Below are 15,672 nucleotides of genomic sequence, written 5' to 3'. Positions count from 1 at the left end.
TTACATAAATAGTGGAGCGAATACCAAAGCTACGATAGTCATAAGCTTAATCAAGATATTAAGTGATGGACCTGAAGTATCTTTGAATGGATCCCCTACTGTATCTCCCACAACCGCAGCGGCATGTGCGTCACTGCCTTTTCCGCCGTGAGCTCCGCCTTCGATGTATTTCTTGGCATTATCCCAAGCACCGCCTGAGTTAGCCATTTGAATAGCCATTAGTACACCTGTTACAAGTGCACCTGCAAGAAGACCGCCTAAAGCAGTAGCGCCAAGGAAGTATCCTACAGCTAGAGGAACGATAACTGCAAGAAGTCCTGGGATTATCATTTCTTTTAAGGCAGCTTGAGTTGAAATTTCTACGCATGTAGAATATTCAGGTTTGCCTTTACCTTCCATGATACCTGGGATTTCTCTGAATTGTCTTCTAACTTCTTCAATCATTTTGTTAGCCGCATTACCAACAGCTTCCATTGTTAAAGAAGAGAATACGTAAGGAAGCATACCACCGATGAATAAACCGGCGATAACTTTTACGTCAAGTAAGTCGATTGCTTTGATACCAACTGCTGTTGAATATGAAGCAAATAATGCTAAAGCAGTTAGAGCAGCAGAGCCAATAGCGAAACCTTTACCGATAGCAGCAGTTGTGTTACCAACGCTGTCAAGTTTATCAGTGATGTTTCTTACAGAATCGTCAAGTTCTGCCATTTCAGCGATACCGCCTGCATTATCGGCTATCGGACCGTAAGCATCTACAGCGATAGTCATACCTGCCGTTGAAAGCATACCTACAGCAGCAAGAGCGATACCATATAGACCTTCTGTAGCTAAATTATAAGAAAGTAAGATAGCGGCAACGATTAAAATAATAGGAATAGCTGTTGACATCATACCTACGGCAAGACCGCTAATGATAGTCGTAGCTGCACCTGTTTCACTTTGCTGAGCTATTTTCTTTACTGATTTATATTGGTCAGAAGTATAAACTTCGGTAACTTTACCAATCAAGATACCGCAGGCTAGACCAGCAACGATTGCATAGAAATATGTAATATCGTTAAGTAAGCTTGTTGTTAAGAAATAAGCAGCAATCAAAACTAAAATACCGCTTACATATGTACCCATATTTAAGCTTTTATGAGGGTCGGAATTTTCTCCGCCTTTAACAAATAAAGAACCGATAATAGAAGAGATGATACCAACCGCAGCAAGAGCTAGAGGGAACATGATTGATTCTACTGAACCTAACAGTAATCCGCCTAAAGTCATAGCAGAGATGATAGAACCTACATAAGATTCGAATAAGTCAGAACCCATACCTGCAACGTCCCCTACATTGTCACCTACGTTATCCGCGATAACAGCAGGGTTCCTAGGGTCATCTTCAGGGATACCGGCTTCGACTTTACCAACAAGGTCAGCACCGACATCGGCAGCTTTTGTATAAATACCACCGCCAACTCTACCGAATAAAGCGATAGAAGAAGCACCAAGTCCGAAACCTGTGATTATATTTACATTACCGAAAATCATGTAAACTATGCTTACACCGAGAGCACCAAGACCTACAACACATAGACCCATTACGCTTCCGCCGTTAAAAGCAACTTTTAATGCAGCACCCATGCCTTTATCTTTAGCTTGTGCTGCTGTTCTAGAGTTAGCTTTAGTAGCAACCTGCATACCAAAAAATCCCGCTAAAACAGAGAAAAGTGCACCGACAACGAAACAAACCGCTGTTTCCCATCCAATTAGAGCAAATAATACTACAAATAATACTACAGCAAATACAACTATATATTTATATTCGCTTGTTAAGAATGCCATCGCACCTTCGTGAATATGAGATGAAATTTCTTTCATCCTGTCAGTTCCTTCATCAACCTTTTTGATTGAAGAAGCAAGATATAACGCAAATAAAAGCGCTATAATACCCGCAACTGGGGCAAAAAACTTTAGAGTTTCTACACTGAACATTTTTTTCCTCCGAAATTGTTATTTTAAATATTGTTTGTTATTTTGCTAGAAGGTTAAAAACAAAAATTGAAATAAAGAATACTATAGCTGATACCAAAGTTATTTTATTGAGTAAACCCTGCATGCCATGAGCTTTCTTTTTACCGAATAATCCTTCCGCACCACCTGAAATAGCACTTCCCATTCCGGCTGAAGAGCCCTCCTGTAAAAGAACACTACCTATTAGTGTAATGCTTGAGATTACCATGAATACTAATAATACTGTTGTCATTTTATCCTCCTAAATATAAATCTTGCAGTTTCATATTATATCATATGAAACCGCTAAAACAAAGAAATTTTTGATTTTTTTGAAAGATTTTGTTCTATTTTTGAATCGATGTGACAAAATCTCTCTTTTGAAGTTTTTACTGAAGTATATAAACAGTAAATAATTAACTATACAGCCATACTAAATCACGTATGGATCATAATAATGTACTTAACTAGATTTTTCGTCGTTAAAAAAAATTTTATAATTAATTTAATATAGTCCCTTAGAGGAAATAATACACACCATTACTATTATACTTTATTTAGATAAGTATTATTTTCATAATATATATTAATATATATACATAATAATACGGACAATATCATACATTTCAACCGCTAAATCCTATAAAAAGGTATATATTTCAGCTATTTTACTGAAAAAAACAGACTTGCTTTTTGCACACCTTATCAGATTGATATTGTTTTTTTGATTTTCGTTTTATAGAATCATTAACGTACGGTGTATATTTTGGGACGACAAAGTTTATTACAATCATACAAATAATAAAAAAATCACCAAATAAATAATACATATAATTTTCAACATTGCAATATTCATTTTGTCTCAAAATGTACATTTTAGAATCAATCAGGAGGAAAACAGGAGGGAAAATCAATGATAAAACAATATTATAAAAAAGTAATAAGTATATCTATTATTTTTATTATGATTTTATCTGTATTTTTACCTACTTCTTTAGGCTACACAAAAGACGCCTCATCAAGTGAGAATACGGATATCATCAATAGTGAAGATAATATTCGTGATACTAATGAAATCGTAGATTCCAAAAGCGAAAATGATAAAGATTCTAAAAATGAAAACTCGGAAGATATCAATAAGGAGAAGGAAACTTCAAATGAACAAGATAATAAACAAATAAAAAACAACAAAGAAACTTTGAATACCGATATCTCTGAAAACAAAGAAAACATAAAAAAAACAAAAACCGCAGATTCCGATGCAGATGCAGGAAAAAACACCAAATCAACTGTAGGACCGTTCGATATAACGGGCGGTGAAATCAATGTTGATTACAAATATGAAGGATCTATCCTTACAATACTTACAAGCACAACTTTAACGATCAAAAACACAAACCCCGCATCAGCCACTGCCGCAAGGATAGTCGTACCGGAAAATGTAAAAGCAAACTTAGTTTTTGCGGGAATAAATATCAAAACCACTTCAAACAGTCCTTTCACTCTTACTCCGGACACAAATAAAGACGGAGAAGGAGCTTATGCTCATATAACACTTACAGATAACACGACAAATACCTTTGTTTCCGCTTCATCTCATTATCCCGGTATCAGAGCCGGAAAAACCACTCATATAACCATTGATGATTCAATAGTAAATAAAGATGAAAACGGTAGAGATATAATCCCCGAACTCGGAAGAGTACCTAATGATGTTACTCTTCAAAACGGTACTAAATTAAAAAAAGGTGACCGTCTTACAAAAATGGACAGCAAAAATGCAGGCAGCTTGATAATCACGGGCAGCAACTATGCTTCAGGTCTCGGAGGAGGCAACGGAGAAGACGGAGGATATATCACCATTAACGGAGGAAATATCAAAGCCACGGGAGTAGGCTCCGGCTCCGGCACGGCGAATGCCGGTGCAGGGATCGGCGGAGGTAATTATGCCGCAGGAGGTAATATCACTATAAACGGCGGGATAATCACCGCTCAGGGAGCTTATCACTGTGCAGGTGTAGGCGGAGGATATTGTACCAGTTCTGCGACAAAACCTACCGAGTTATCTCCTGCTGCAGTAGATCCGGGGACAGGAAAAGCAAAAAGCGGGAATATAACCATAAACGGAGGGCTTACATACTCAAACGGAGGAGCACACGGTGATGCATTCGGAGACGGATGTTTTGGCTATACCACAAGCGAAAAATATAAAATAATAATGACAGGCGGAACCGTTATACCTACTTCGGTATCGGGAAGAAATGATTTAGGCGGCACTCAAGCAGACGTTTTTGTACTGGGAGGTTCGTTAAAAGCAAGTAAATTTTTAAGCAGCGGCGGTTCTGTTGCATATGGCGATATGGATAAGAAAACAAAAGTTTTTATGACTTCCATTTCTCTTACCAGCTGGGGACTGGATAAAGTTAATACCACCTTGGTGGATGATTTGGACATGAAAATCAACGGTATCGATTATAAATACGGAGTGCCTTCATATACGGATAACAATGGTAATCTTTACTTTTGGCTTCCAGATACGAATAAAGGGGCTGAAGTCAGCGTAGACTTGGGGATCATTGATAAAACATCATCTTCAAGCGATACAAAACTGGATACAGATACATTTTTTGCTAAAGATGTTGGGAGTTCGACATCCGGTGAACATCTTAAACAATATGTAATATATGAAATACCAACGGTCCTTCCGAAAGATTTGCTTACAAAAAGATATGACGGTCTCGGACTTAACAGCGAGGAAATCAAAAATAAAATCGCTCAGATGAGTATCGAAACGAAATTACCCGAAAACGGAATGTTAAGTGACGCATCTAAAATGGAAGTTGCATCTCAATTATTAAAAAGTGACGGAGAAACAGTTGAAGAAAATGCGGAAATCGTCACGGGAACAAGCCCTAACGGAGGCAAATATCAATTGATAATTACTTCAACGGAATATGCCAACTTAACCGAACATGGATTTAATAACGCATATTGGGGACACAGAGCATATTATAAATATGCCGAAATAACACCCGCAGACACAAAAACCATATTAGACATAAATATGGATGGAGCCCAAAACGGAAAAATACATGCAAACAAAGAAATAACGTTAAAGGCTTCCGTAAGACCGGCAGACGGCGAAGGATTAAATTGTGCTTCTCCGAATGGATATGTACAATTTTACATAAACGGCAAAAAATATAAAGACCCTGTAAAACTGACACCTGCCGATAAATCAGATAAATTATCGAATTACAACTACAGTACCGCTGATATCAAATGGGTACCGACAGACCACAAAAATTGTATTCCCGGTGAGACCCAAAATATAAAGGTTGTATATATCGGAAATGATCCTAATTATACGAAAGGAAGTCTGGACAATAAAAAACTTTCTCTTGATGTAGTAAATATCGACACTGACGGGGACGGTAAACCGGATATCAATATAGATACTGACGGTAACGGTAAGCCGGATGTGAATATTGATCCTGATAACGATTGGGAACCTGAAATCAATATCGATACTGACGGGGATAAAAAGCCTGACATAAATATCGACACTGATGGCGACAAAAAACCTGATATCAATATTGATACTGACGGGGATAAAAAACCTGACATAAATATAGATACTGACGGCGATAAAAAGCCGGATATAAATATAGATACTGACGGCGACAAGAAACCTGATATAAATATTGATACTGACGGCGATAAAAAACCTGACATAAACATTGATACCAACGATGACGGTAAACCGGATATAAACATCGATACCAACGGCGACAAGAAACCTGATATCAATATTGACACCAACGGGGATGGTAAACCTGACATAAATATCGACACAAACGACGACAAGAAAGCAGATTTAAATATTGATACAAATGGCGACGGTAAACCGGATATCAATATAGATGCCAATGGAGACGGTATACCTGATGAAAATGTACGATCAGTAAAGACATCTGATGAAAGCAATTTAATACTGTATATCATTATAGCTGTAATAAGCTTGATAGGAATATCAGTAATAAAAATGAAAACATTAGAAAGTTATAAATAAATGTTCAAATATCAATAATAAAAAATCACCATGTAAACAAATTTTCGTGGTGATTTTTATTACGATATACATTATATATTATATATATGATCGATATCATAAATTGTAAACAGATGATCAATGACCATCTGTTTTTTCATTTTTCTTTTCATCATGGCATACTCCCCTGCTCGGACAGTCTTCGCAACCGCAGCTGCATTTACCACTGTTTCTGATTACCTTTTTTAAAGCAAGTATAAATAAAATCAAAATAATCCCAAGTATTATATAAGAACTTAAATTCATATCTATCTCCCAAAACGTTTTTTCTCATTTTATCATAAAAACATCATAAATATACATTATCAATACAAATATCGATACATTATATAATATTTATATTGACAAAAGAAAATTTATGATATAATGGATTTAATTATTTTTACGGAGTAATATTATATGAAAACTAAAGAATCACAAGAAAACTATTTGGAAACGATACTTATTTTACAAAAAAGAAAAGGCAATGTAAGATCCATAGATATAGCGAACGAACTTGATTTTTCCAGACCCAGTGTATCGAGAGCCATAAAACTCATCAAAGAAAAAGGATATGTGACGGTCGACGAAAGCGGTCTTATAAAGCTTACCGAAGAAGGGATGAAAGTGGCAAGTGCGGTTTACGAAAAACATATTACCCTCGGAAAATTTTTGATAACCTTGGGTGTTGAAGAAAGAATCGCGATGGAAGACGCATGCAGGATGGAACATGTAATAAGTAAGGATAGTTTTGAAAAAATCAAAGAACATGCAAAGAAATGTATGGAAAATTAAACAGAGAAATATTTTCTCTGTTTTTTTATTTTTTTTGACAAAAGTTTAATTGAAAGTGAAGAAATATTATGTTAAAATGAATTGGACTTTAAAAGACAAATATACATTTGTGAAGTTTATTAGGAGGTAAATATGATTTATACAACAGAAGTAGAAAACATGTGCGTAGTAAAAAAAGGCGCAAATCATGGCCCTGCACCTATTCCTGAAGAAGGAAAATGGGTACAGTCAAAAGAAATCAAAGATATCAGCGGTCTTACACACGGTGTTGGTTGGTGTGCACCTCAGCAAGGAGCTTGTAAACTGACTTTAAATATTAAAGACGGTATCATCGAAGAAGCTTTGGTCGAAACACTCGGATGTTCCGGAATGACACATTCGGCAGCTATGGCAAGTGAGATCTTGATCGGCAAGACTTTACTTGAAGCTTTGAACACAGACCTTGTTTGTGATGCTATCAACACAGCTATGAGAGAATTATTCTTACAAATAGTTTACGGTAGATCTCAATCAGCATTCTCGGAAGGCGGTCTTGCGATCGGAGCAGGTCTTGAAGATTTAGGTAAAGGACATAGAAGTCAAACAGGTACTTGCTATGCAACAACTAAAAAAGGACCTAGATACTTAGAATTATCTGAAGGTTATATAACAGAAATCGGTTTAGATAAAAACGATGAAATCATCGGTTATAAATATGTAAACCTAGGTGTTATGATGCAAAACATTAAAAAAGGTGTCGATGCTATGGAAGCTATCGAAAAAGCCAGCGGTAAATATGGTAGATTCGATGAAGCAGTAAAAACAATCGACCCAAGAAACGAGTAGGAGGGAGGAAATAAAATGGCATTATTTGAAAGTTACGAAAGAAGAATTAAACAAATTGAAGAAGCTTTAAATAAAGACGGTATCAAGTCACTTGAAGAAGCAAAACAAATCTGTGATGATAAAGGTATCGACGTTGCAGCTATAGTAAAAGGAATCCAACCTATTTGTTTTGAAAACGCATGTTGGGCTTACATAGTAGGTGCTGCACTTGCTATTAAAAGAGGAGCTACTACTGCTGTAGAAGCTGCAAAAGTTATAGGTGAAGGTCTACAAGCATTTTGTATTCCGGGTTCGGTTGCAGATGACAGAAAAGTTGGTTTAGGTCACGGTAACCTTGCAAGTATGTTGCTTTCCGAAGAAACAGAATGTTTCGCTTTCCTTGCAGGTCACGAATCATTCGCTGCTGCAGAAGGTGCTATCGGTATCGCTAACTCAGCTAACAAAGTTAGAAACAAAGACTTGAGAGTAATTTTAAACGGTCTTGGTAAAGACGCTGCTCAAATCATCTCTAGAATCAATGGCTTCACATATGTACAAACAAAATTTGATTACTACACAGGAGAGTTAAACATCGTAAACGAAACAGCTTACTCTGACGGTCCTAGAGCTAAAGTAAGATGTTACGGCGCTGATGATGTTAGAGAAGGCGTTGCTATCATGCATAAAGAAGGCGTTGACGTATCTATCACAGGTAACTCAACAAACCCAACAAGATTCCAACATCCTGTTGCAGGTACATACAAAAAAGAATGCGTACAAGAGGGTAAAAAATACTTCTCGGTAGCAAGCGGTGGCGGTACAGGAAGAACACTTCATCCTGACAACATGGCTGCAGGTCCTGCTTCTTACGGTATGACTGATACAATGGGAAGAATGCATTCTGATGCTCAATTTGCCGGTTCTTCATCAGTTCCTGCTCACGTAGAAATGATGGGACTTATCGGTATGGGTAACAACCCTATGGTTGGTGCTACAGTTTCAGTTTCTGTTGCAATCGAAGAAGCTCATAAATAATCATTAAAAAATCAAAGACACCTTTTGGTGTCTTTTTTATTTAAATAAAAAACCTAATTGACATCTCAACTTTTCCTAGAAAATCACTATATAAAATTCAGATTTTGTTTTTAATAAAAAATTGATAAATACAATAATATTAAATAAATGTTTATTTATTATAAAATGATATATTTAATATAAAATTTTAAGAAAAGGAATGCTTAATCAGAGGATACAAAGAAGTTGTAAATAACATTAGAAAAATAATAGAGAAATATACATTGATTTGTTTCAATATCAGAAAAAAATAAATTCAAGAATTATAAAATGAAATAAAAGAGCTCCTTTTATAGGAGCTTTTATTTTTTAATGAAACAATGTAAACTATAGTGACTTTTAATATTTATCAAGAAGCCTTTTATAAATAATTATCCCTACCACATACAAAAATACTAAAAGCCCTCCGAGATATAATACTATAAGTTTACCCTCTTTTATTATTTCAAGACTTGAAAGGATAGAAAAGACCATCATAGAAAGTGCTATTACGACAAGAGCTATGACATAAGCATAACGTCCGCTTTTATCTCTAAGTTTTTCCTTTAATTCATCGTGCATATCTATTCTTTCATTTTCAAGCATTTCAGCGTATCTTTCCTTATTCTTCGGACGAGTCCAGTATATATATTTATAAATCATAGCAAATCCCATACCCGCCATAGCTCCAGTAAGTCCCCAAAGAACACCGCTTAGTTTATTATCGTTATGTGATATGGCAATAATTAAAAATACACTTCCGAGAATAGCATACAATATCCCAAGCATAAGATTATTCTTTTTCATTATCATCATCTTTCCTTTCATGTATAAAAACATCTTCTATCCTTTTATCAAAGAAATCCGCAATTTCAAAAGCCAGTTCGAGAGAAGGATTGTACTTCCCGTTTTCTATGGAACTAATCGTCTGCCTGGACACTTTTAGCTGTTTCGCAAAATTCTCTTGATTCAATCCCATTTTCTTTCTTAATTCTTCTACTTTGTTTTCCAAATACAACATCTCCTTTTTGACAAGGTTCCTTTACAATATTATATGCCTTTTAATGATTTTTGTCAATGTTCCTTTACATATTAATAAGAAAAAATATTATAAAGTCATATATTATGATATAATTTTAATATATTACATATAAAAAGAGGAAATTAATATGAAAGAGAAATGCTTATCGGGGCTATTGATGCTTTTATCTATTTTATTTTATAACGGTGCTGTTTATGCGAATTCTTCATGGGGCTGGCTGGATAAAAGACCTTTCGATTTATTGCCTATGGTTATGATTTTGACTTTAACTATAGAAGTCATTATGACAATAAACTCCCTTGATGAAAAGAAATGGCTAGTCGTGATATCGGTCATTGCTTTTGCAAACTTAGCTTCTTTTGCAGCACCATATATTTACATTCAAGGTTTGGGTGCTGAAGTGGGCTATACCTTTAAGCAATGTCTGGATAGTATTCCTACATATAATGTCTGTTTTATTTATTTACTTATGACTATATTAATTGAACTGCCTATTGTATACGGGATACTCAAAAGTTATACAAAAAACAAAGCTAAATTATTTAAAATGATAATACTTGCAAATACTGTTACAACTATGCTCGTCTTTATAATAGAAAGGATATTTTGCAGCGGTTCATACTAAATAAAAAAGAGTGGTTCCCCACTCTTTTTCTATTCAAGAAAATCTATTATGATTTTTGACGCTTCTTTGGCATTGGATATTATGGCAGGATGTTTTCCTTTTTCAAAAATATGGATATCCCCTGCTCCGATTTCAAAGATCATTTCTTCGTATTCTGTGATAAAATCCTTTTTTATCATCTCATCTTTCATGCTTCCCGTAAGAAGAAGCGGAACAGACAATTCCTTTATAGGTCTATAGAACAAAGGAACATCTTCCTCAGCCATTTTTATAAGCACTTCGGTATCTTTATCCACTGGATTTTCCCAGTCTTTGCCATGACACCATTTATAAAAGTATTTAGTAAAAATACTTTTCTTTGTACTTATTCTCTCTTCTATCAAATCTTCTTTAAATGTATCACCGAGTTTCCTTCCGTCAAAGCTGTCAGCGACAACTTTGTTTATCAGCTCGGGACAATAAAGTGCCGCATTTATAGCAGCCCATGCACCTCCGCTGGTTCCTATAAGATTTACTTTATCGTACCCCAGATACTTTATAAGTTTAATAACTTGCTTCCCCTGATCTATCCATAAATCAGTATCGAACGTTTCTACCCTATCCGATTTACCTGAGCCTAAAAAATCTATAAGAATGACCTTAAAATTATTTTTATACAGAGATAAAATAGGCTTAAACATCTTTGAAGATACCGCATTTCCGTGAAGGAACATCACCGGTTTTCCCTCTCCTATTTCTCGGTAATATACATTCTTGTTTTTATATTTAAAATATGACATAACATGCCTCCAATTCATTTTTATTCCATTAAATGACTCGCAAGGCATTATAATATAAAGCCTCGCTCACTAATCAGTCCAGATACCCATCACTTTTCTCCTTTTCTCTTTTTAATATCAATATTATATCATATCCCTTTATAAATCATAGGCGTATATATAATCCCATTTGTCGTTTGTTCCTTATCGGTATCAGTAAAACCAAGCTTATGATAAACCTTGACCGCGTACGGCGAAGAGTTTACCGTGATATCCTCACTAACGATACATCTTACATAATTAAAGAGCTTTCTTCCTATCCCTTTTCTATGGTATTTATCATCTACAAAAAATAAACATATATGATTTTCCCTAATAGCAATTACACCTATAACGTCTTTATCCTCAAAATAACCATATATTTTTAGCCTTGATATTTCTTCTTTATTCCTTAAGAAACTTTTAAATTCTTCTATCCCCTCTTTTGAATAAGAAGGTGCTTCGTATTTTAAAAATACTTTCCATACCAAATCAAGAGCGGACAACAGCTCACTTTCTTTTATACTTCTTATCTCCATATGATATTCCTTCTATCTTTTTATTATAATATAACATATTAATAGTCTTATAAAACAGTTAAAATCATATATAAGACTTATTTGGGGTTTTATTTAAAAAGATATTGACAAATAAAATAAAAAATGATATCCTATTGTTGTTAGCAATAGCTAACACTTGTAATGAATATATATGTGTTACATATATTTTTTACCTATACATTAACAAGGATTAATGTAATATTTATCTCTTTTTTATATTTAATAGAATGAACGGTACTGCATAGTGTGCATACCCTTAAAAAAATAGCCATAACTTCCAAATATTTGTTTTATGCGGTACCATAACCATTCTATCAGCAATGCAAGGTGTACAATTTTGTTTTAGAAATATTACCCCTTAAACGTTCCCCTACTCTTTGAACTCTAATGACTTTATTTTCTTTAACTATTCTTTTAATTATAATTCCCGCTCAAAATCAACATAAAAAAGTAGAACAGAGAATGAAACGAGAACGGAATAAGCCTTGAAATAATCAAACAAAATACTGACAATGTTCTTATATATGTTTACAGAGTAAAGAACAAGCATAGGAATATGCTTCTTTTTTTTATTCCACCATGCGTAGAGTTATAAACCATTTATATATGGTATAATATCATTCGAGGTAATAAAATGTATAGAGAAAAAAGAAAACAGATGATATATGAATATAAAAACAGGACTCCCGAAATGGGTATTTTATCATATAAGTGTATACATACAAATGAAGTATTTTTAGGTACGGCAAATGATATAAAAGCTAAAATAAACAGTAACAAAGTAAAGCTGAACAGCGGTTCATATCCAAATAAATATTTACAGGAATTATGGAATAAATACGAAGCCGATAGCTTCGAAATTAAAATTTATAAAAGACTTGAAATAAAAACCAAAGAAGATAAAGAAAAAACATTAAAAAAACTTGATGAGCTTTTGGAAAACAGCCTTAAAGAAGTCCCCGAAGCAAAGAGAATGAAGAAGAAAAAAAGGAAATAGAAAATGGATAATATAAAAATAGGAAATTTAATAAAAACTCTAAGAATAAAAAAGGATATGACACAAAAAGAAATCGGAGATAAGTTAAGTGTAAGCGACAAGACGATATCAAAATGGGAAACGGGAAACGGACTTCCGGATATAAGCATTTTAAGTGCTTTAGCCGAAGTACTCGACACTCAAATAGATTATTTGCTTACGGGAGAAATAAGTACAAATGATAATAAAGGAGGAAATATGAAAAACACCAAGTTTTATGTCTGCGATAACTGCGACAATATAATAATAAGCACAAAGGAAATAAATGCTTCATGCTGTTCTTCACAGCTGAAGGAACTTAAAGTAAGCGATACTTTGGATAAAGGACTTATCAAAGTAGACTTTATCGATAATGAATTTTATGTCCACATGGATCATGCAATGACCAAAGAAAACTATATATCATTTATTGCATATGTAACATATGACAAAGTATATCTAAATAAACTATACCCCGAAGGTCATGCAGAAGCAAGGTTCAGATACTCGGGGCATGGTATATTCTATGCATATTCAAAAGCAGAGGGTCTATATATGAAGAAGTATTAAATCAAAGGCTTAAAAAGCCTTTTTTAATGTCAATCTTAAATTGACATTTATGAAATAACTTTATATCATAGTATAAAAGACTTCAAGGGATACTACTATGCTAATCGATTTAACAAACGGAAATATAACAAAGAAAATGATGTTGTTTGCTGTCCCTATGATAATAGGAAATCTACTTCAGCAAATATATAATATTGCAGATACGATAATCGTAGGTAAATTTATAGACTCCGATGCACTGGCTGCTGTGGGGTCTTCTTATACTTTGATGATATTTTTAACTTCCATATTACTTGGACTTTGTATGGGCAGCGGCGCGGTCTTTTCTATCAGGTACGGAGAAAATGACAAGGAAAAATTAAAGAAAAGCATCGGGATTTCTTTTGTTATCATACTTTCCGTGACCATAATTTTGAATATAGCGGTCTTTGTGTTCATTGACCCAATAATGAATTTTTTAAACATCCCTCCTTCGATTTATCCGATGATGAAGAGTTATTTATGGATAATATTCTTTGGGATAACCGCAACATTTTTATACAATTTTTATTCATCTGTACTCAGGTCTGTGGGTAACTCCTTTTCTCCTCTCATTTATCTTGGAGTATCCGTGGTTTTGAATATAGTCCTTGATTTGATATTTGTTTTATCTTTTGACATGGGAGTAAAGGGCGCTGCTATAGCAACGGTTATATCTCAGTTTGTATCGGGTATAGGAATAGCCTTATACACTTTGATTAAATTTCCCGAGTTTAGATTTAGTATTGCTGAATTAAAATTTGATAGAGATATTATAAAAGATATATTCAAGTTTTCTTTTCTTACATGTATCCAGCAGTCCATAATGAACTTTGGGATACTTTTGGTTCAGGGACTTATAAACTCATTCGGTACCATAGTAATGGCAGCCTTTGCCGCCGCCGTAAAGATAGATTCTTTTGCATATATGCCTGTTCAGGATTTCGGCAATGCATTTTCTACTTTTATTGCTCAAAACTACGGTGCGAAGAAAAAGTATAGGATAAAAGAAGGGATAAAAAGCGCAGTCAAATATACTATTATATTCTGCTTTATCATATCCCTTATCGTTTTTATATTCGCAAAACAATTCATGCTTATATTCGTGGACGCTTCGAAAGCTGAGATTATAAATCATGGTATAACTTATTTAAGGATAGAGGGAGCTTTTTATTTCGGTATAGGGTGTCTGTTTTTACTCTATGGATTTTTCAGAGCCGTGGAAAAGCCTTTTATATCGGTAGTACTGACGGTAGTATCGCTGGGAACGAGAGTAGTCCTTGCATATACATTATCTAAAATTCCAAGCATAGGAGTTATTGGCATATGGATAAGTGTGCCTATAGGCTGGATATTAGCGGATATAATAGGATTCATATATTATAAATCGAAGAAGAAAGAAATAGATGAAAAACTAATGACATAAAAATGTATTTGATAGTATATCTGATTTTATATATATTCAAATTTAAACATACAAAACTATTATAATGATATCAAATTAAATAAATTTTATACATATAAAAACACTATGAAATTTTACACCATTAATAGGATTATTTAGAATATACCCCATTAAACAATGGAATTATATTTTATCTTAATAATACTTCTATGATTTATGGAATTCTCTAATTAACAGTTTGATACATATAAAAAGACCGCTTAGCGGTCTTTTTTAATACTTTATTACAGCCCCTGCGGGACATACATTGTAGCAGTTCCCGCACTCCAAGCAATTATCTTCAGTTATTTTATATTTTTCCTCAGCTTCTTTTATTGCATTAAATGAGCATACCTTGATACACTTACCGCAGAGGATACAATCCTCGGTTATTTCATAACCTCTTTTCTCGACATTTCCTCCTCCAAATGAAAATGTCCTCTTTACCATAGGTTTAACGGAGAGGTCTACATATTCTCCGACTCCCTGATAAATTTTAAATACCGATAGTGCCATTTTGCTCTCTTCACTAGAATAGATTTCATTCATATATGTATTCTTCTTAAATATCTCATCAAGCTTTTCGCTGTCTATACACTCAACTTTTCCCTTCACACTAATGGCTTTTGTAGACATAGTATCATGTCCTTTCATTCCGGACAGTGAAACAAATTTTCTTTTGATAAGCCTGTCATAAAAGCCTTTACCTTTTGCTGTAAGGAAATAAATTGCTTCATCATCGTAAAGCATAACATCTATTACACAGGTTTCCGGAAGTCCGTTATCGTCCACAGTAGCAAATGTAGCGGAATGTATTTCTTCTACTAAAAATTTGAAGTAATCTTTAGCTTCTCTCATTGA

The 15,672-nt window shown here is 34.2% G+C and carries 16 protein-coding genes; 8 read left to right on the top strand and 8 right to left on the bottom strand.

What is annotated here, in order from left to right:
- On the bottom strand, positions 1 to 1,980 hold the full coding sequence (locus tag NSA01_RS08355) for a sodium-translocating pyrophosphatase (protein ID WP_257481015.1): 1,980 nt from the start codon (positions 1,978 to 1,980) through the stop codon (positions 1 to 3).
- A 37-nt stretch (positions 1,981 to 2,017) separates the two neighbouring features.
- A complete protein-coding gene (secG, locus tag NSA01_RS08350) occupies positions 2,018 to 2,251 on the bottom strand; it encodes a preprotein translocase subunit SecG (protein ID WP_257481014.1) in 234 nt (77 codons plus the stop codon).
- Between the two features lie 660 nt (positions 2,252 to 2,911).
- Here secG and NSA01_RS08345 point away from each other — a divergent pair.
- Positions 2,912 to 6,070, top strand: a complete 3,159-nt coding sequence (locus NSA01_RS08345; protein ID WP_257481013.1) for a hypothetical protein — start codon at positions 2,912 to 2,914, stop codon at positions 6,068 to 6,070.
- 117 nt (positions 6,071 to 6,187) lie between these two features.
- Here the strand turns inward: NSA01_RS08345 and NSA01_RS08340 are convergent, their stop codons facing one another.
- A complete protein-coding gene (locus NSA01_RS08340) occupies positions 6,188 to 6,355 on the bottom strand; it encodes a FeoB-associated Cys-rich membrane protein (RefSeq protein ID WP_257481012.1) in 168 nt (55 codons plus the stop codon).
- Positions 6,356 to 6,508: 153 nt separating this feature from the next.
- Here NSA01_RS08340 and NSA01_RS08335 point away from each other — a divergent pair, with 153 nt between their 5' ends.
- The 3 genes from NSA01_RS08335 to NSA01_RS08325 all read left to right on the top strand — a co-directional run bounded on the left by NSA01_RS08335 (position 6,509) and on the right by NSA01_RS08325 (position 8,722).
- Positions 6,509 to 6,883 (top strand): metal-dependent transcriptional regulator, encoded by a 375-nt coding sequence (locus NSA01_RS08335; protein WP_257481011.1) that lies wholly within the window; start codon positions 6,509 to 6,511, stop codon positions 6,881 to 6,883.
- Between the two features lie 132 nt (positions 6,884 to 7,015).
- Positions 7,016 to 7,708 (top strand): iron-sulfur cluster assembly scaffold protein, encoded by a 693-nt coding sequence (locus NSA01_RS08330; RefSeq protein WP_007049067.1) that lies wholly within the window; start codon positions 7,016 to 7,018, stop codon positions 7,706 to 7,708.
- A 15-nt stretch (positions 7,709 to 7,723) separates the two neighbouring features.
- A complete protein-coding gene (locus NSA01_RS08325; protein ID WP_007049066.1) occupies positions 7,724 to 8,722 on the top strand; it encodes a GGGtGRT protein in 999 nt (332 codons plus the stop codon).
- A 378-nt stretch (positions 8,723 to 9,100) separates the two neighbouring features.
- Here NSA01_RS08325 and NSA01_RS08320 read toward each other — a convergent pair whose 3' ends face one another.
- Together NSA01_RS08320 and NSA01_RS08315 are read right to left on the bottom strand one after the other, a co-directional pair.
- Positions 9,101 to 9,547 (bottom strand): hypothetical protein, encoded by a 447-nt coding sequence (locus NSA01_RS08320; protein ID WP_257481010.1) that lies wholly within the window; start codon positions 9,545 to 9,547, stop codon positions 9,101 to 9,103.
- Positions 9,534 to 9,752, bottom strand: coding sequence for a helix-turn-helix transcriptional regulator (locus NSA01_RS08315; RefSeq protein WP_257481009.1), 219 nt, complete (start codon positions 9,750 to 9,752; stop codon positions 9,534 to 9,536). Before NSA01_RS08315 ends, NSA01_RS08320 begins: the two co-directional genes overlap by 14 nt.
- A gap of 157 nt (positions 9,753 to 9,909) precedes the next feature.
- Between NSA01_RS08315 and NSA01_RS08310 the strand changes: the two genes are divergently transcribed.
- Positions 9,910 to 10,407, top strand: coding sequence for a hypothetical protein (locus NSA01_RS08310; protein WP_257481008.1), 498 nt, complete (start codon positions 9,910 to 9,912; stop codon positions 10,405 to 10,407).
- Between the two features lie 29 nt (positions 10,408 to 10,436).
- Here the strand turns inward: NSA01_RS08310 and NSA01_RS08305 are convergent, their stop codons facing one another.
- Positions 10,437 to 11,186, bottom strand: coding sequence for an alpha/beta fold hydrolase (locus tag NSA01_RS08305; RefSeq protein WP_257481007.1), 750 nt, complete (start codon positions 11,184 to 11,186; stop codon positions 10,437 to 10,439).
- Between the two features lie 128 nt (positions 11,187 to 11,314).
- Positions 11,315 to 11,743: a GNAT family N-acetyltransferase gene (locus NSA01_RS08300; protein ID WP_257481006.1), complete on the bottom strand. Its 429-nt coding sequence runs from the start codon at positions 11,741 to 11,743 to the stop codon at positions 11,315 to 11,317.
- 655 nt (positions 11,744 to 12,398) lie between these two features.
- On the opposite strand from NSA01_RS08300, the gene NSA01_RS08295 reads away from it, so the two are divergent.
- The 3 genes from NSA01_RS08295 to NSA01_RS08285 all read left to right on the top strand — a co-directional run bounded on the left by NSA01_RS08295 (position 12,399) and on the right by NSA01_RS08285 (position 14,793).
- Positions 12,399 to 12,761 (top strand): GIY-YIG nuclease family protein, encoded by a 363-nt coding sequence (locus tag NSA01_RS08295; RefSeq protein WP_257481005.1) that lies wholly within the window; start codon positions 12,399 to 12,401, stop codon positions 12,759 to 12,761.
- Positions 12,762 to 12,764: 3 nt separating this feature from the next.
- Positions 12,765 to 13,349 (top strand): helix-turn-helix domain-containing protein, encoded by a 585-nt coding sequence (locus tag NSA01_RS08290; protein WP_257481004.1) that lies wholly within the window; start codon positions 12,765 to 12,767, stop codon positions 13,347 to 13,349.
- 97 nt (positions 13,350 to 13,446) lie between these two features.
- Positions 13,447 to 14,793, top strand: coding sequence for an MATE family efflux transporter (locus NSA01_RS08285; protein WP_257481003.1), 1,347 nt, complete (start codon positions 13,447 to 13,449; stop codon positions 14,791 to 14,793).
- A 252-nt stretch (positions 14,794 to 15,045) separates the two neighbouring features.
- Here NSA01_RS08285 and NSA01_RS08280 read toward each other — a convergent pair whose 3' ends face one another.
- On the bottom strand, positions 15,046 to 15,669 hold the full coding sequence (locus tag NSA01_RS08280) for a 4Fe-4S binding protein (RefSeq protein WP_257481002.1): 624 nt from the start codon (positions 15,667 to 15,669) through the stop codon (positions 15,046 to 15,048).
- Between the last annotated feature and the right edge of the window lie 3 nt (positions 15,670 to 15,672).

The organism is Anaerofustis stercorihominis, from assembly GCF_024623185.1.
Lineage (GTDB): Bacteria > Bacillota > Clostridia > Eubacteriales > Anaerofustaceae > Anaerofustis.
This window is presented reverse-complemented; position numbering and strand designations above follow the sequence as displayed.

What these genes read in the sequence shown, in the direction of transcription:
- NSA01_RS08340 (WP_257481012.1), bottom strand. Translation starts at nt 6,355, where the DNA reads ATGAATTTAAGTTCTTATATAATACTTGGGATTATTTTGATTTTATTT.
- NSA01_RS08280 (WP_257481002.1), bottom strand. Translation starts at nt 15,669, where the DNA reads ATGAGAGAAGCTAAAGATTACTTCAAATTTTTAGTAGAAGAAATACAT.
- NSA01_RS08305 (WP_257481007.1), bottom strand. Translation starts at nt 11,186, where the DNA reads ATGTCATATTTTAAATATAAAAACAAGAATGTATATTACCGAGAAATA.
- NSA01_RS08355 (WP_257481015.1), bottom strand. Translation starts at nt 1,980, where the DNA reads ATGTTCAGTGTAGAAACTCTAAAGTTTTTTGCCCCAGTTGCGGGTATT.
- NSA01_RS08290 (WP_257481004.1), top strand. Translation starts at nt 12,765, where the DNA reads ATGGATAATATAAAAATAGGAAATTTAATAAAAACTCTAAGAATAAAA.
- NSA01_RS08300 (WP_257481006.1), bottom strand. Translation starts at nt 11,743, where the DNA reads ATGGAGATAAGAAGTATAAAAGAAAGTGAGCTGTTGTCCGCTCTTGAT.
- NSA01_RS08325 (WP_007049066.1), top strand. Translation starts at nt 7,724, where the DNA reads ATGGCATTATTTGAAAGTTACGAAAGAAGAATTAAACAAATTGAAGAA.
- NSA01_RS08295 (WP_257481005.1), top strand. Translation starts at nt 12,399, where the DNA reads ATGTATAGAGAAAAAAGAAAACAGATGATATATGAATATAAAAACAGG.
- NSA01_RS08310 (WP_257481008.1), top strand. Translation starts at nt 9,910, where the DNA reads ATGAAAGAGAAATGCTTATCGGGGCTATTGATGCTTTTATCTATTTTA.
- secG (WP_257481014.1), bottom strand. Translation starts at nt 2,251, where the DNA reads ATGACAACAGTATTATTAGTATTCATGGTAATCTCAAGCATTACACTA.
- NSA01_RS08330 (WP_007049067.1), top strand. Translation starts at nt 7,016, where the DNA reads ATGATTTATACAACAGAAGTAGAAAACATGTGCGTAGTAAAAAAAGGC.
- NSA01_RS08345 (WP_257481013.1), top strand. Translation starts at nt 2,912, where the DNA reads ATGATAAAACAATATTATAAAAAAGTAATAAGTATATCTATTATTTTT.
- NSA01_RS08320 (WP_257481010.1), bottom strand. Translation starts at nt 9,547, where the DNA reads ATGAAAAAGAATAATCTTATGCTTGGGATATTGTATGCTATTCTCGGA.
- NSA01_RS08335 (WP_257481011.1), top strand. Translation starts at nt 6,509, where the DNA reads ATGAAAACTAAAGAATCACAAGAAAACTATTTGGAAACGATACTTATT.
- NSA01_RS08285 (WP_257481003.1), top strand. Translation starts at nt 13,447, where the DNA reads ATGCTAATCGATTTAACAAACGGAAATATAACAAAGAAAATGATGTTG.